Source organism: uncultured Chitinophaga sp. (assembly GCF_937898475.1).
Lineage (GTDB): Bacteria > Bacteroidota > Bacteroidia > Chitinophagales > Chitinophagaceae > Chitinophaga.
On record NZ_CALEJS010000028.1, the window covers coordinates 13,206 to 28,845 of the forward strand.

At 49.8% G+C, this 15,640-nt stretch carries 12 protein-coding genes; 7 read left to right on the plus strand and 5 right to left on the minus strand.

The genetic code is table 11. From position 1 onward, the window contains the following. Window positions 1-24: 24 nt before the first annotated feature. Window positions 25-804: a nucleoside triphosphate pyrophosphohydrolase gene (gene mazG, locus Q0577_RS18500; RefSeq protein ID WP_298738854.1), complete on the plus strand. Its 780-nt coding sequence runs from the start codon at window positions 25-27 to the stop codon at window positions 802-804. Between the two features lie 55 nt (window positions 805-859). After that, window positions 860-4,639 carry a HAMP domain-containing sensor histidine kinase gene (locus Q0577_RS18505; protein WP_298738855.1) on the plus strand — a complete coding sequence of 1,260 codons (3,780 nt, stop codon included), beginning with the start codon at window positions 860-862 and terminating at the stop codon, window positions 4,637-4,639. Window positions 4,640-4,870: 231 nt separating this feature from the next. Here the strand turns inward: Q0577_RS18505 and plsX are convergent, their stop codons facing one another. The 3 genes from plsX to Q0577_RS18520 all read right to left on the minus strand — a co-directional run bounded on the left by plsX (window position 4,871) and on the right by Q0577_RS18520 (window position 6,728). Next, window positions 4,871-5,818 (minus strand): phosphate acyltransferase PlsX, encoded by a 948-nt coding sequence (gene plsX / locus Q0577_RS18510; protein ID WP_298738856.1) that lies wholly within the window; start codon window positions 5,816-5,818, stop codon window positions 4,871-4,873. 144 nt (window positions 5,819-5,962) lie between these two features. After that, complete coding sequence (gene rpmF, locus Q0577_RS18515) at window positions 5,963-6,160, minus strand: 50S ribosomal protein L32 (protein ID WP_298738858.1); 198 nt, start codon at window positions 6,158-6,160, stop codon at window positions 5,963-5,965. 31 nt (window positions 6,161-6,191) lie between these two features. Next, window positions 6,192-6,728 carry a DUF177 domain-containing protein gene (locus tag Q0577_RS18520; protein WP_298738859.1) on the minus strand — a complete coding sequence of 179 codons (537 nt, stop codon included), beginning with the start codon at window positions 6,726-6,728 and terminating at the stop codon, window positions 6,192-6,194. A gap of 276 nt (window positions 6,729-7,004) precedes the next feature. On the opposite strand from Q0577_RS18520, the gene Q0577_RS18525 reads away from it, so the two are divergent. After that, window positions 7,005-9,059 (plus strand): response regulator, encoded by a 2,055-nt coding sequence (locus Q0577_RS18525; protein WP_298738861.1) that lies wholly within the window; start codon window positions 7,005-7,007, stop codon window positions 9,057-9,059. Window positions 9,060-9,138: 79 nt separating this feature from the next. On the opposite strand, the gene Q0577_RS18530 is transcribed toward Q0577_RS18525, so the two are convergent. Further along, window positions 9,139-10,020, minus strand: a complete 882-nt coding sequence (locus Q0577_RS18530) for a fructosamine kinase family protein (protein ID WP_298738862.1) — start codon at window positions 10,018-10,020, stop codon at window positions 9,139-9,141. A gap of 24 nt (window positions 10,021-10,044) precedes the next feature. Between Q0577_RS18530 and Q0577_RS18535 the strand changes: the two genes are divergently transcribed. Next, window positions 10,045-11,136 (plus strand): DUF3810 domain-containing protein, encoded by a 1,092-nt coding sequence (locus tag Q0577_RS18535; RefSeq protein WP_298738864.1) that lies wholly within the window; start codon window positions 10,045-10,047, stop codon window positions 11,134-11,136. Window positions 11,137-11,151: 15 nt separating this feature from the next. Here the strand turns inward: Q0577_RS18535 and Q0577_RS18540 are convergent, their stop codons facing one another. Continuing rightward, window positions 11,152-12,099, minus strand: coding sequence for an arginase (locus Q0577_RS18540; protein ID WP_298738866.1), 948 nt, complete (start codon window positions 12,097-12,099; stop codon window positions 11,152-11,154). A gap of 238 nt (window positions 12,100-12,337) precedes the next feature. On the opposite strand from Q0577_RS18540, the gene Q0577_RS18545 reads away from it, so the two are divergent. The 3 genes from Q0577_RS18545 (at window position 12,338) to Q0577_RS18555 (ending at window position 15,637) form a co-directional block, all read left to right on the plus strand. After that, a complete protein-coding gene (locus Q0577_RS18545; protein ID WP_298738867.1) occupies window positions 12,338-13,477 on the plus strand; it encodes an acyl-CoA dehydrogenase in 1,140 nt (379 codons plus the stop codon). Window positions 13,478-13,618: 141 nt separating this feature from the next. Continuing rightward, window positions 13,619-14,296 carry a YggS family pyridoxal phosphate-dependent enzyme gene (locus tag Q0577_RS18550; RefSeq protein ID WP_298738868.1) on the plus strand — a complete coding sequence of 226 codons (678 nt, stop codon included), beginning with the start codon at window positions 13,619-13,621 and terminating at the stop codon, window positions 14,294-14,296. Between the two features lie 93 nt (window positions 14,297-14,389). Next, entirely contained in the window at window positions 14,390-15,637 is a 1,248-nt protein-coding gene (locus Q0577_RS18555; RefSeq protein ID WP_298738871.1) for a TlpA disulfide reductase family protein, read from the plus strand. The last annotated feature ends 3 nt before the right edge of the window (window positions 15,638-15,640 follow it).

Genomic DNA, 15,640 nt, shown 5'->3' on the forward strand with positions numbered 1-15,640 from the left:
AAATATTTTCCCTATTTTTATCGCATGGAAGAAACGCACACCAACACCTCCTTCGATCAGCTGCTCAGAATCATGGACGAACTCCGTGAAAAATGCCCGTGGGACCGCAAACAAACCCTGCAATCCCTCCGCCAGCTCACCATCGAGGAAATGTACGAGCTCACCGACGCCATTACCGACCAGGACTGGACCTCCATCAAAGAAGAACTCGGCGACATCCTGCTGCATATCGTGTTCTACGCCAAGATCGGCGCAGAACAACAGCAATTCACCATCCAGGACGTGATCTCGGGCATCTGCGCCAAACTCATTCACCGCCATCCCCATATCTATGGCGACGTCCAGGTGGAAAATGAAGACCAGGTAAAACAGAACTGGGAAAAGCTCAAGCTCAAAGAAGGCAAAACATCTATATTAAGCGGCGTGCCCCTGTCACTGCCCGCCCTCGTAAAAGCCATGCGCCTCCAGGAAAAGGCCAAACAGGTAGGTTTCGAGTGGGATAACACCCAACAGGTATACAAGAAGGTACAGGAAGAACTGGCAGAACTGGAAGAAGCCGTGCAGGCCAGCAACCAGGACGGGATCGAAGCCGAATTCGGCGACCTGCTCTTTGCCCTCGTAAACTACTCGCGCTTCCTGAAAGTAGACGCCGAAAACGCCCTCGAACGCACCAACAAGAAATTCATCCGCCGTTTTAAACAAATGGAAGACATCGCCCGCGAACAGGGCCGCCAGCTCGCCGAAATGACGCTGACCGAAATGGACGGCCTCTGGAACCAGGTGAAGCAAACAGAAAATAAATAACGGCATACATCTTGCAGCTTGCCGCTGAAGCTGCTGCTTTTTTAATCATTACCCATTGCTCGACATCAAAGAAATACGGCTTTTCTTCCTGCGACACGGATATCTGCTGATCATTGCCGCATGGCTGTTCACCTTCGCCTTCCTGTTCAGTAACTACTGGTCTTACTACTCCTCCCCGCAGGGCGTTAAACGTAACCTGGAAAAGAGCCTGCATAAACGCGAGCTCTCATTTGAACGCCTGGCGCAGGACGAGCAGCTCATGGACCACCTGTTCAACCGCACCTACAATGAAAAGGAGCTGAAATATATTAACGGGCGCGATTACCACGTATTTGCGTACGATAGCAGCGCCATTGGCCGCTGGCTGCTGTTCTGGAGCACCAACGCCGTACAGCCGGACGACCAGGTGGTGTTTAAATTTAAAGGCGGTTCCGGCTTTGTGAAGCTCAAGAACGGGTATTATGAAGTGATCAACCGGATGATAACTGCGCCGGAGGGACATAAACGCTGGCTCGTAGGTCTCATTCCCGTTAAACTGGAATACAGCATCAATAACGATTACCTGGTAGATCACTTTTACGATAAACCGGCCCTGGGCAGGGAGTACGAGATACACCTGCGCCCACCCGGTATACCGGTGCTGAATAATAAGAACATCATCCTCTTCTACCTGCATTACGATCCGGCGCTGAATGTAAGTCCGCCTAACCTGCTCAGCGTGGCGCTGCGGGTACTGGGGGTGATCTGTGTGCTGATCTTCATCAACCTCTTTGCCACCCTGATAGCCCGGCAGAAGAATCCTTTGATAGGCTTCCTTTTCCTGTTCTTCAAGGTGCTCACGCTGCGGATACTCAGCTACATGTACCCGTTCCCGTTCGATCTGCGGGCCCTCAATATCTTTACCCCCTTTATCTATGCCAAGAACGAAATATTCCCTTCGCTGGGCGACCTGCTGCTGAACGTACTGCTCACCTTCTGGATGCTGCTGTTCTTCCGCGAGCACGTAAAAACCATCAACGCCCCCAAGCTGAAACAGGAATGGCAGCGATGGGCGGTGATCGCCTTATCCAGCCTCGTGGTCTATATCGTAGGGCAGTTCCTTTCAGAACTGATCCAAAGCCTGGTGATCGACTCCAGGATCTCTTTTGACGTAACCAACCCTTTCAGCCTGAACGAATACAGCGTGATCGGGTTTATCATACTGGGATTCATTTCCTTCAGCTTCCTGTTCTTTTCGCAGATCATCAACTACCTGCTGAATGAGCTCACCGGCTTCCGCCTCCGTACCAAGTACATCTTCCTGGCCGCAGTGGGCCTGGTATGGCTGCTGTTCCGCCTCAGGAATCCGGAGCTGCCCTATTTTATCGTGATGGTGGTCTGGCTGCTGCTCTACGTAGCGCTGCTGGATATGTTCACCCACCGTTTTGAAGAAAGCCTGGGCTCCGTATCTTTTGTGTTCTGGCTGGTGCTGCTGACCATCACCACCTCCGCCGTACTGGTATACTACAATAACAAGAAGGAGCTGAGCCTCCGCGAACGCCTGGCATCCGACCTGTCCAAACAGCGGGACCCATACCTGGAAATGCTGCTTAACGATGTAAGCAGTAATATGGAAGATGATGAACGCATACAGATCCTTTTCCAGGATATGCGCAGCGCCAGCCAGCTGCCCAAAGAAATGCTGGTGAACGAGCTGCAGCAGAAATATTTCAAGGGATACCTGAGCCGTTTCAACACTACCTTTTACTTCTTTGACGAGAACGGCTACCCGGTTTTCCCTTCGGATACAACCAGCATCTATTCCCTGAACCCGCGCATCCTGCAGCATTCAGACCAGGTGGGTACTGATAATGAACTGTATTACGATGAACGCAGCTTTAACGATTACAGCTACATCGGCAGGAAAGTGTTCATGCAGGACAGTATCATCATCGGTTCCGTGGTATATGAGCTGACGCCCGCCGTCACCAAATCCCAGAAACTCTATCCGGAGCTGCTGGTGGACGGGGAGATTAATGACCCGGAGAAGGAAAGCTCCGCAGCCTATTCCTACGCCATCTATGATAAAGGCATCCTGGTAAGCAATAACAACGATTTTGCTTTTCCTATAAAGCTGTATGCCAGCGATATCCCCGAGACCGACGTATCTGAGAAGAGGGTCAAAGGCCACTCCATGCTCATTTATAAAGCCTCGAAAGATAAGATCGTGATGGTGGTGAAAGAGAGCCGGAGCTTTATAGAGTTCATCACACTGTTTGCCTACATGTTCTGCCTCTTCCTGCTCATTATCGTGATCTATAAACTCCTGGATCTGCTGATAAAGGCGAGGATGCGTATTGGTCCGCTACGTGCACTGGTAGACGTAAGCATCCGTAAAAAGGTACACGGCACCATCATCTTTGTAGTGGTATTTGCCTTCATCATCCTGGGCGTTACCACGGTATTGTTCTTCATCAACCGCTCCGATGCGGAAAACAGGGAACGCCTCAGCAAAACCATGAGCGAGGTGGCCCACGATGTGGAAAAGGAATTTGACTCCCAGCGGATGTTCGACAACCTGGAAGACATCTACGACCCCATTTTCCAGGCCGGGTTACAGTCTTCCATGAGCGACATTGCCGAAGACCGCTCCCTGGATATCAACATCTTTGACCGGGATGGCAACCTGCAGGTCAGCACCCAGCCCCTGATGACGGAAAAGGGACTGTTGTCCCGCAAAATGCAGCCACAGGCCTATTTCCATATGTTCCGCCTGAACGAGATCCAGTATATACAGAAAGAGGAGATAGGCTCGATGAACTATTTTTCCGGTTATGTACCTTTACGGGATAGCAGCGGGGAAGTATTTGCGTACCTGAACGTACCATATTTCGCTACGCAGACAGAACGTAACCAGCAGATCTCTAACTTCCTCGTGGCGCTGATCAATTTCAATGCCTTCATCTTCCTGATTGCCGGTATGCTGGCCCTGCTGATCACCAACTCCATTACCAGGTCTTTCTCCCTGGTAACGGAAAAGCTGCGTAACGTGAGCCTTGGCCAGCGGAACGATGAGATAGAATGGGATAAAGACGATGAGATAGGCGCCCTGGTAAAAGAGTACAACAAAATGGTGCGCAAGCTGGAAGTAAGCGCCGCCAAGCTGGCCAAAAGCGAAAGGGAAGGGGCCTGGCGGGAGATGGCGCGGCAGGTGGCTCATGAGATCAAAAACCCGCTCACCCCCATGAAGCTGAGCATCCAGTATCTGCAGCGGGCCATCGATAATGACAGCCCTAATGTAAAACAGCTTACCAATAACGTGGCCCATACACTGGTAGAGCAGATAGAGCACCTGTCCAACATAGCATCAGACTTTTCCGCCTTTTCACGCATCGGGGAGGCAGTGAACGAAGTTATGCTGCTGAACGAGGTGCTGCATTCACTCAACGGGCTTTACCAGGGACAGCCCGGCTGCGAGATCCTCTACAATGAGCCGGAGCGTCCCTGCTATGTATATGCCGATAAAACCCAGATGAACCGCCTGTTCACCAACCTGCTGCAGAACGCCATACAGGCCATCCCCGAAAGCCGGGCAGGCCGCATTGTAATGCACATGGAGGCTACCACAGACGACAAATGGGTGGTGGTCAGCGTGCAGGATAACGGCGAAGGCATCTCTCCCGAGATCCAGTCCCGTATCTTTGTACCCAACTTTACTACCAAGAACTCCGGTACGGGCCTTGGTCTTGCCATGTGTAAGAACATTGTGGAACAGGCCAGGGGAGAGATCTGGTTCCTTACCCGTCTGAATGTGGGTACCACCTTTTACGTAAAGCTCCCGCTCGTAGTCAAATAAGCCACATCTTAACATTATTCTGCCTGTATTCGCCGGTATTCCGGTGGATGCAGGCGCTTTTCTTAGTGGGTTCCCGTGGATACCTGCTCTTTTCTGTTGGTAGCAGATAGCTTACATCCTGGATTTAATACGATAAAAGGGGAGGGGGTATAAAAACGAAAAGAGGATGTATCGGCTGATACATCCTCTTTTGTGATGATTTTCAATATTTAGTTCTTGGTTGGCAGCTGTTTACGCTTTTCCGTTGAAGCTCTCTTTAATCTTCTCCAGTAGTTTGCTGGCGATCATCTGTTGCGCCAGCAGGATCATATTCTTGAAAGCGATCCCTTTGGATATGCCGTGTCCGATGATCACCGGCTGGGAAACACCTAATACCGGTGTGCCGCCGTAGCTTTCGAAATCAAACTGTTCCAGGTAGCTGTCGTTGATGTTTCGTTTCACTGCTATATCGTGGAAGGACTCTGCCATTTTCAGTATCACGTTCCCTGTAAAGCCTTCGCATACAATCACATCTGCTTTTGTGGAGAAGATGTCCCTACCTTCTACGTTGCCGATAAAATTGATCTGCGGGTGTTCTTTGAGCAGGGGATACGTAGCCTGGGCCAGGAGGTTGCCTTTGCCTTCCTCTTCGCCAATGTTCAGCAGTCCAACGCTGGGATTGTTGTGTCCGAGGATATACTGTGCGTAGAGGGAGCCCAGTACGGCAAATTGAACAAGGTTTTCGGGCTTGCAGTCAGCATTGATGCCCACATCCAGCAACAGGCCATAGGTGCCGTCCTGCCTGGGTACGGGAGTGCTGATAGTGGGCCTTTGCACGCCTTCTATCGCCTTGATGGAATAAAAGGTGCCGACCATCATGGCGCCTGTGTTGCCGGCGCTGATGAAGGCGTCTATTTTACCATTCTGTAAAAGGTGAAAGCCGATGGCAATGGAAGATTGCTGTTTTTCTTTCAGCGCTTTGGTAGGGTGCTCATGCATGCCAATGACCTGGGATGCGTGAACGATGGTATAGGTGGATGGGTCTATCTGCGCATCTGCCAGCAGCGGTTTTACTGCCTGCTCATCACCGATCAGCACCAGCTGCACATCTTTTGGGGCAGACGCCAGGAATAATTGAACTCCGTTTACAGCTTCCTGGGGAGCAAAATCACCCCCCATCATATCAAGCCCAATTCGCATGTAACTTTAATTTGGTCTTAAGGGTAGTATATAGATACGCTGAATGCCTAATGCTAAACGCCTAACGCTCAAAAATTGTAGCAAGCGTTCAGCATTTAGCGTTCAGCGTTCAGCGTAAATCGTCATTTTATGGAAATGACCTGGCTATTTAGCGGCGCCGGATTGTTTTTCCAGCACAACTTTACCTTTGTAGTATAATTTGTTCTCTACCCAATGAGCGCGATGTCTCAGATGCACTTCGCCGGTTGCAGAATCAGTGCTTAAAGTGTCTGCAACTGCCTTGTAATGCGTTCTTCTCTTCGCTGATCTTTGCTGAGAATGTCTGCGTTTAGGATTTGGCATTGTATTGAATTTTTAATTGTCTCGTTATTAATTAATTTTCTCTGAATTTGTCCAGATCTTTCCAGATCGGGTTTTTTTTCTCACCCGCCTGTTGGTTCATCTTGTCCAGCATTTCCAGCACCTTTGGATCACAACCGCTTTTGCCATCGGCATTATCCGGGTGTATCTTCTGCATCGGAATGCTCAGGTTGATGAATTCGTATATCCATTCTGCCACATTCAGGTGCGACTCTGTCTTTGAAATGTAGCTAACTTCCGGATCCTCATCACTTTGCAATTCTTCCGGGTTCTCTACCAGTTTCACCACCTGATCAAAATCGTCCCATAACTGCAATTCAAAAGGTGCGCCGCATCTATCGCAAATTACAGTAACAGTGCCACCTATCTCGAATTTCAGCAGAAAAAAGCTGGCTTTTTTATCAAACTGCAGCTTTACTGTTGCGTTTGTATTGCTGAAATCCTGCGGACCGTAATTTTCAAAAAAACTATCCGTAATTTGGTACTGAAAGGTATGCACTCCGGGCTTCAGTCCTACAAAGGCTATATCAAATTCACGGAGTGGTTTCATCTGTCAATAAATTTTATGTCAATGGTCCGATGGAACTTGCGCAAAGTTATTTACTTTTATAAAGAAAGCACTAAGGCTAGTTTCATACAATTAGTCCTCCACTTTTAGAGGGATGCAAAGGTAACTAAATTATTGTAAATGTAAAAATTTCCTAAATTTGTTGATTACCAATAGAACGTGGAACGCTTAACGCTCAATGCTTAACGCTGAAAAAGCGTCTGGCGTTGAGCGTTTAGCATTCAGCATCTGAAAACCCCGTTCCGTGAAAATACTATCATGAAGGCCAAAGTTAGAATGGGACACCGGAATACGCCATCTGCCAACGCCAATATGCCAATGTCGGATGTGATGGATGTTTTTTCCCTCCCCCTATCCGTACTGTTGCAAAATTCCAACGCCGGCATCTTCGTGACAGATCCCAAGCATCGGTTCATATGGGCTAACCAGGTGATCGTCAGTGCTTTTGATATGGGGCCCGACGCCTGCCGGGTGGTCAACCAACCTTTTGCCACCGTTATAGAGTTTTTCAGGCCCTATGTAAGCGAGCCGGCCGCCTTTGAAGAGAAGATGAAAGAGCTGCGCAGGCGGAAAAAGACCTTTTTCGGCTGGCCGATCCTTTTTACAGACGGGCACGTCCGGGAGGTGAGCTATATGCCGCTGCTTGACAAAGGCCGTTTCAGGGGCGCCATCTGGCAGGTGGTAGACGTCACCAAGCACCGGGCATCCCAACAGGAGCTGGAACGCGCCCGGCAGGAGGCCGAAGAGGCCCAGCGCGCCCAGAAGGATTTCCTGGCCAATATGAGCCATGAGATCCGCACCCCGCTCAACGCCATCATCGGTATGGCCCACCTGCTGGAAGAAACGCAGCTGGATGAGCGGCAGGACGAATATGTAAAAACACTGAAGCATACCTCCGGCATCCTCCTGGGGCTCATTACCGATATCCTGGACCTTTCCCGGATAGAGGCCGGTGAACTGCAGGTGAACCAGCGGGAGTTTAACCTGGGGGAGCTGATACAGTCCCTCAAGCATACTTTTGAGCTTAAAATGGGCCAGCGGCCCGTGAAAATATCCGCTTCGGTAGATAACCGGCTGGAGCACCTCCTGGTGGGCGATGACCTGCTGCTGAACCAGATACTGATGAACCTCCTGGGAAATGCAGATAAATTTACCAGGGAAGGAGAGATCGCCCTCAGCGCAGAGCTGGAAAGCTGGCAGGAAAATACCCTCTGGGTACGCTTCCGGGTGAGTGATACCGGGATCGGTATCCGGAAGGATAAACTGGAACTGGTTTTTCAGAATTATAAGCAGGCAGAAAAAGAAATTCGCGAAATTTACGGCGGCACAGGCTTAGGCCTGGCTATTGTCAAGCAACTGGTGGAGCGGCAGGGAGGCCATATCCTGGTGGAGGAACATCCTGGTTACCGGACCTGCTTTTCATTCAACCTTCCGTTCATTGATACCAACAAACCGGCAGTATCAGGAGGCATGCTGAGTAAAAGACGCCGGCAGATCGATTTTGGCGGGGCCAGGGTACTGATCATCGAAGACAACCCTATGAACCTGCGGTACATTATCAGCCTGCTGGAAAAATACAACATCCATTGCCAGCTGGCCACCAACTCGCCGGATGCCCTGTTCTTCCTGGATTCCCGGCAATTTGAACTGATACTGATGGATATCCGCATACCGGGAATGGACGGGTTTGAGCTCACAAAAAGGATCAGGGCCGATGAAAAACTACCTAATGTAGCCACCCCTATTGTGGCCACCACCGCCGTAGCAATGGAGAGCACCGCCACCATGGCCCGGAACATAGGCATTACGGATATACTGACAAAACCATATACGCCGGATCAATTACTGCAAATCCTTAATAAATACCTGAACGAAGACGAAACTGCGTTACCAATGGAGGAAGAAGAAGACATCAACGGTTACGAGTTCCATGAAGAACTGAATACAAAGTACCTGCGTGCTTTGTACGAGAATAATATTGCCTATGCGGCCGACCTGTTCGAGATCTTCATTAAAACGATACGGGGCGAAGTACGCAAGCTGGAAAATTTTGTTCAACGGAATGACCTCGAAAACCTCAAGATCCAGGTACATAAACTAAAACCTAACTTCGCCATGGTGGGCCTTACCTGGGTCAGCGATAAAATGCAGGAAATGGAAGATGTGCTGAAAGATGAACAGGAAGCCACCTCCGGCAGGATCAGCTCCCTGTACGACGAGATCGCTGCTGATATGAACCGCTATTTCCCCATCGTAGAAGAAGAATTCTCCCGGATGCTCCGCTTCATGAAAGAGCAGGGGGTTAAAAGATAGTGTAAAAGTCTGAGCATTTGAAAATTTGAAGGTGGCTTAAGTCTCAGGCCACCTTCAAACTTTTACACCTTCCAACCTTTCAGCTGTTTTCGCGTAATATCTCCCTCACATTATCTATATAGCTTCCTCCGAATAACAGTACATGCACCAGCAGCGGGTAGAGCTGGCAGATGCCAATGCGTTGCTGCCAGCCGTTGGCCAGCGGGTAGAGGTGCTGGTAGCTGTAATAAAAGCGGGTGTCAAAGCCGCCGAAAAGCCGGGTCATGGCCAGGTCCATCTCGCGGTGACCATAATATACGGCGGGATCATAGATGCAGGCCCTGCCGTCTGGTCCTACCATGAAGTTGCCGGACCACAGGTCGCCATGGAGCAGGGCGGGCTTCTCTTCCGGGAAGATGGCGGGCAGCCGTTTACAAAGGCCCTCCAGCAGCTGCAGGTCGGCCTTTTCTATGAGGTGCCTGTCATAAGCCTGCCGTCCCAGGGGCATCAGGCGGTTAAAAGCATAGAACACCGCCCAGCTGCTATAGGGAGTGTTATATTGTTTTATGGTACCGATATAGTTTGATTCATTAAAGCCGAAATGCGGTTGTGTATGCTGATGCATTTTGCCGATGGCGGCTGCAAAGCTTTCCCAGAAATCGATTACGGCGCCTCCCTTCTGCATAAAGGTGGTCACCAGGTATGCCTGCCCGTTCTTTGCACCAAAACAGATAGGCTCGGGCAGGGTAATGGCAGCTGTTTTACGCAGGGTGGCCAGGCCGTTGAACTCCCTGGCGAACATATCCGGGTAACGGCGTGCATCATTGACTTTCAGGAAAAAAGGACCTTCATTGGTACTGAGTTTATAGGTTTTGTTTATATCTCCGCCTTGCACACTTTCTGCGTGATTAATTGTTATTTTCACTCCTAATTGTGTAGTAAGTGTGGCAGACAGCTCATACAGTAATATGTCATCGGTCATCGTTGTCACCGGTTATTGATCATTATGGAACAAAAAGCTACAATTAAAAGGACAGGGATTCGTATAATCATAACAGTGCTCAGCCTGTTGCTGTTGAATCTGTTATTCGCGGTAAGTGACGGCTTTGCTTCTTTCTACTTTCATAGGTTTTATGTTTCGATAAGTGCTGTCTTCAGGCGATTAACGGGACTGGTGCCTTTTAGTGTCGGGGACCTAATTTATGCCGCCTGGTTTATAACCGCTATAGTTTTTTTGTTAAAACTATGTTATAAAATGATACGGGGGCGCTGGATGGAGGCAGGCGCCCTGTTCCTGAAAGGTGTGGCGGCCCTGCTTTCGGTGTACCTGGTCTTCCTGCTGCTGTGGGGGTACAACTACCGCAGACACTCGCTGGCGGCGGATATGGGCCTGGATGTTAAGTCGTACAACACCGGGCAGCTGTATAAACTGGCGGACACCCTGCTGCTGCAGGTGAACACCCAGAAAGCTGCCCTGGGCGATACCCTTGGCCTGGTGGCCCCGGATCCAGACAGCGCCATGCTGTTCAGCCGGGTAGAATTTGCCTACAAGCAGGCCACTACACAATGGCCTTCCCTTCGTTACCGCAGCCCCTGCATTAAATCGTCCCTGTATGGCAAATGGCTGAACTATATGGGGGTAACCGGCTACCTTAACCCCTTTACCAATGAGGCCCAGGTAAACACCACCACGCCGCAGTTTATGCAGCCTTTTACCACCTGCCATGAAGTGGCCCATCAGCTGGGTTATGCGCCCGAGGAGTCTGCCAATTTTGTAGGCTACCTCGTAGCAGATAATACCGGCGATCCCCGTTTCCGTTATGCCGCCAATTTTGAAATGTTCCTGTACAGCACCAGCCAGCTGTCCCGCCGCGACACTGCCCTGGCCAAAGAGATCTGGAGCCGGGCGGTACCCGGGGTAAAAGCAGACTATAAAGCGATGGTCAATTTCTATAAGGCTTACCGCGGCCCGCTGGATGATTACTCCGGTATGATATACGATCAGTACCTGAAGGCCAACAAACAGGAAAAAGGTATTTACAGCTATAGTGAAGTGGTGGGTTGGTTAATGGCGTATTTCCGTTTGAACCAGCCATAACCGTCAGACGGCTGTTTAGTTCAGCAGCAGCAGGTTCACACTGCGCTGCAGGATGTTGAACGCTATTTCTGCCATCAGGTTTTCACGGTCCAGGGTGGGGTTTACTTCCGTGATCTCAAAACAGCAGATCTTGCGGTGCTGCATAAATTTGGCGATCAGGTCTTCTGCCTCTCTTTCGCGCAGGCCATTGCTTACCGGTGTACCGGTGCCCCGGGATATGGAAGCATCCAGGCTGTCTACATCAAAAGACACATAGATATATTCGCAGTCGCTCAGGTACCTGAACACCGAGCGGGAAATATTTTCCGGTCCCTTACGGCGTACTTCCCCAGTGGTGATCACCTTCATACCATACTTCTTAATGAGATGCTCTTCTTCCTTCTCATAATCCCGCAGAGAAATGAACACAATGTCTTCGGGCAGCACCTTGGGGGCGATCTTACCTATATTTTTCAGTCCGTTCCAGGCCTTTGCCGTGTTCTCATCCACTTCATGCGCTTTATAATCAAGGTTATCTTCTGCAATAGCCGTGGCCAGGGGCATACCATGCATATTGCCCGATGGGGTGGTGTAGGGGGTATGCAGGTCCGCATGCGCATCTATCCATATCACGCCCAGTTTAGACTTGGGGTGCGCCATTTTTAACCCCGCAATGGTGGCGCCGGCGGTACTGTGATCGCCGGATAGTACTACCGGGAACCAGTTGGATTTAACCGTTTCGTATACACTCTTGCTGATACGTTCGTACAGGTTGGTGATACCTTTTATACGTTTGGCAAAGGGCGATTCTATAGGCTCAAATAGCAGCTTGTTTTCCGTTTCGATCACTTCTGAAGGGAAGTGTACAAAGAAATTGCTCATGAAGTCCAGCGCCGCGATCTTAATAGCATCAATGCCAAGACTTGCTCCCCGGGTACCGGCTCCTATTTCTGACTTAACTTCTATCAGTTTAATGTTCTTCATAACACCAAACTACAGGATTTTTAATTGATCAGCGGGGGCATAGCTTTGTTGGGCTTTACAGCAAGCCCCCTGAAAAACTGAACCAATTCCAATAAGGATTGATTCTTATAAGAATTTCTTTAACGTTTATCAGGGAATGATGGATAACGTTGAATTCTGTGAGACTGATTTTTTTACATCCGCATTAATGTTTAATATGCGGCTACGGGGCCTTATCCCTTTGTTAAAACACGTTATTATGGATTTTCAACTGACCGAAGAACATTTAATGATACAAAAAGCTGCCCGTGATTTTGCAGTGAACGAATTGTTACCCGGTGTAATTGAACGCGATGAGCATCAGCAATTTCCTGTAGAACAGATCCGGAAACTGGGAGAACTGGGTTTCCTGGGGATGATGGTAGATCCTAAATATGGTGGCGCGGGCCTGGATACTATTTCATATGTACTGGCCATGGAAGAGATATCGAAGATAGATGCCTCCACCTCGGTATGTATGAGCGTGAATAATTCGCTGGTATGCTGGGGACTTGAAACCTATGGTTCTGAAGAACAGAAACAGAAATACCTGGTGCCCCTGGCGCAGGGACAGGTAATAGGCGCGTTCCTGCTCAGCGAGCCTGAAGCGGGTTCAGACGCTACCTCCCAGCGCACCACGGCAGAGGATAAAGGCGACTATTACCTGCTGAACGGCACCAAGAACTGGATCACCAACGGGAATTCAGCCAGCACCTACCTGGTGATTGCCCAAACCCATCCTGAAAAGGGCAGTAAAGGTATCAACGCGTTTATTGTTGAGAAAAGCTGGGCCGGTGTAACCATTGGCGCCAAAGAGAATAAGCTGGGCATCCGCGGCAGCGATACCCACAGTATTATGTTCCAGGATGTAAAAGTGCCAAAGGAGAACCGTATAGGCGAAGACGGCTTTGGTTTTAAGTTCGCCATGAAAACACTGGCCGGCGGCCGCATCGGCATCGCCTCCCAGGCGCTGGGTATTGCCAGCGGCGCTTATGAACTGGCCCTGAAATATTCAAAGGAAAGAAAAGCTTTTGGTAAAGAGATCAGCCAGCACCAGGCCATCCAGTTCAAGCTGGCCGATATGGCTACCCGGATAGAAGCCGCCCGCCTGCTGTGCCTGAAAGCCGCCTGGGAAAAAGACCAGCACCTGGACTATACGCTGAGCGGCTCTATGGCAAAGGTATTCGCCTCCGAAACGGCCATGTGGGTCACTACAGAAGCCGTACAGGTACATGGCGGTTACGGCTATGTGAAAGAATACCATGTTGAACGCCTGATGCGTGATGCCAAGATCACCCAGATCTATGAAGGCACTTCCGAAGTACAGCGTATTGTTATCAGCAGGACGATATTGGGCTAGCCGCCAGCGGCGGCTGGCAGCCATCGGCTATTGGCTTTAGCTTTTAGCCGTGGCCTGTCAGCTATAAGTCATTAACTATTATTTGGTAAGTAAAAGTGTTGCTGGTAGCTGGCAGCTCTCCTATTCCCTATCTTTGCCCCCATGTCCATCAACTTACCCGCTTATCAAACGATACAAGAGGCGCTGCGTCCATATGGAGCAAGGCTGGTTGCCGTTTCCAAAATCAAGCCAGCAGCAGATATCCTGGAACTTTATCATGCAGGGCAGCGTATTTTCGGCGAGAATTATGTGCAGGAACTGCTGCAAAAACAGCCCGAACTGCCCGGTGATATTGAATGGCATTTCATTGGCCATCTCCAGAGCAATAAAGTAAAATACATTGCTCCTTTTATTACCATGATCCATGCGGTAGACAGCCTCCGTTTGCTGCAGGAAATCAACAAGCAAGCGGCAAAACACAACCGTATTATCCACTGTCTTTTACAGGTACATATTGCTGAAGAAGAAACCAAGTTCGGCCTGGATGAAGCAGAACTGGAAAGCCTGGTGCAGGCATGGCAACAGGCAGCCGGTGCGCATGTTCGCATAGCCGGCCTGATGGGCATGGCTACCAATACAGACAATGCCGCGCAGGTAGAGAAGGAGTTCAGGCATCTGCAACAGCTTTTCAGCCGGGTAAAGTCCCGCTATTTTCCCGCTGACGATGACTTTCGTGAGCTTTCCATGGGGATGAGCGGCGATTACCAGCTGGCGCTGCAATCAGGCAGTACCCTGGTAAGGATCGGCAGCCTCCTGTTTGGGGCACGTATCAAACCATAAACGCGGGGAACCGGTCATCATACAGTTTGCAGGGTTTCAGGAATATGGGCTATATTTGTCTACTAATTTAGTGGTATAATATCGGAAGAAACTATGAAGCAACTCAGACAGACGATAACAATCCTCGCCCTTACCCTATTGTCAACGCTGCAATCTATTGGACAACAGCAATTTACTGATAATCCGAACATATGGCAAACCCGCCTGCACCGCCAGGATGGGGCGGATATTGTCTTCAATACAGCAGTAGATAATTCCCGCATGGTAATGCATATCCTCAATGCAGGCGAACGTTTGCTGGTGGATGATATCCGCATGGAAGGCGATTCTGTGTTTATTAAGATGCCGTTCTTTGATTCTGAGTTTAAAGGTGTGCTGCAGCCCTCCGGAGAGGTGAAAGGATTATGGATACGCCACCTGGCAGACAGGGATGTAAGTATTCCCTTTACCTCTATTCCTGGTGTGAAAGAACGTTTTACCCAGCATCTGCCTGCGAAGGGTAATGTCAGCGGCCGCTGGGCTACTTACTTTACCGCCCCTGATGGTACCGACAGCTCTTTTGCCGTAGGGGAGTTTAAACAGGATGGCAATCACGTAACAGGCACCTTCCTGACGCCTACGGGAGACTACCGCTTCCTGGAAGGGATACTGGATGGCGATACCCTGAAGCTGTCTACTTTTGATGGTTCTCATGCTTATTATTTTACCGCCCGCCTGACAGCCGATAATACGCTGGAACAGGGTGTTTTTTATGCGGGTATCGGTAATGGCAAAGAGCACTGGACCGCCCGTAAAGATCCGAAAGCGGCTTTGCCCGATGAAACCAAGCTGGCTACGGTAAAACCGGGGCAGGCTAAACTGAACTTCAGCTTCCCAGACCTGGATGGCAAACAGGTGAGCATTAATGATGACCGCTTTAAGAACAAAGTAGTAGTGATCACGCTGATGGGTTCCTGGTGCCCTAACTGTATGGACGAAACCGGGTTCCTGAGCGGCTGGTATAAGCAGAACAGGGAGCGTGGGGTAGAGGTGATCGGCCTTGCTTATGAACGCACCACAGACTTCGAAAGATCTAAAAAAGCCCTTTCCGGGTTCCTCAAACGTTTTGATGTAGATTATCCTGTACTGATCACAGGTGTTACTTCTGCAGATCCGAAGAAAGGGGAGAAGACCCTGCCGCAGCTCACTGCCATCAAGGGATTCCCTACCACCATCTTCGTTGATAAAAAAGGGCTGGTGAGAGAAGTGCATACCGGTTTTTCCGGTCCGGGTACCGGTGAGCACTATGAACATTTCAAGCAGGAGTACAATCAACTCATCGATAAATTGTTGAAAGAGTAGTAT

Coding starts and splice junctions, on each gene's coding strand:
- Q0577_RS18520 (WP_298738859.1), bottom strand. CDS start 6,728: ATGAAACCACTCCGTGAATTTGATATAGCCTTTGTAGGACTGAAGCCC.
- Q0577_RS18545 (WP_298738867.1), top strand. CDS start 12,338: ATGGATTTTCAACTGACCGAAGAACATTTAATGATACAAAAAGCTGCC.
- Q0577_RS18555 (WP_298738871.1), top strand. CDS start 14,390: ATGAAGCAACTCAGACAGACGATAACAATCCTCGCCCTTACCCTATTG.
- rpmF (WP_298738858.1), bottom strand. CDS start 6,160: ATGCCAAATCCTAAACGCAGACATTCTCAGCAAAGATCAGCGAAGAGA.
- Q0577_RS18550 (WP_298738868.1), top strand. CDS start 13,619: ATGTCCATCAACTTACCCGCTTATCAAACGATACAAGAGGCGCTGCGT.
- plsX (WP_298738856.1), bottom strand. CDS start 5,818: ATGCGAATTGGGCTTGATATGATGGGGGGTGATTTTGCTCCCCAGGAA.
- Q0577_RS18535 (WP_298738864.1), top strand. CDS start 10,045: ATGGAACAAAAAGCTACAATTAAAAGGACAGGGATTCGTATAATCATA.
- Q0577_RS18525 (WP_298738861.1), top strand. CDS start 7,005: ATGAAGGCCAAAGTTAGAATGGGACACCGGAATACGCCATCTGCCAAC.
- mazG (WP_298738854.1), top strand. CDS start 25: ATGGAAGAAACGCACACCAACACCTCCTTCGATCAGCTGCTCAGAATC.
- Q0577_RS18540 (WP_298738866.1), bottom strand. CDS start 12,099: ATGAAGAACATTAAACTGATAGAAGTTAAGTCAGAAATAGGAGCCGGT.
- Q0577_RS18530 (WP_298738862.1), bottom strand. CDS start 10,020: ATGACCGATGACATATTACTGTATGAGCTGTCTGCCACACTTACTACA.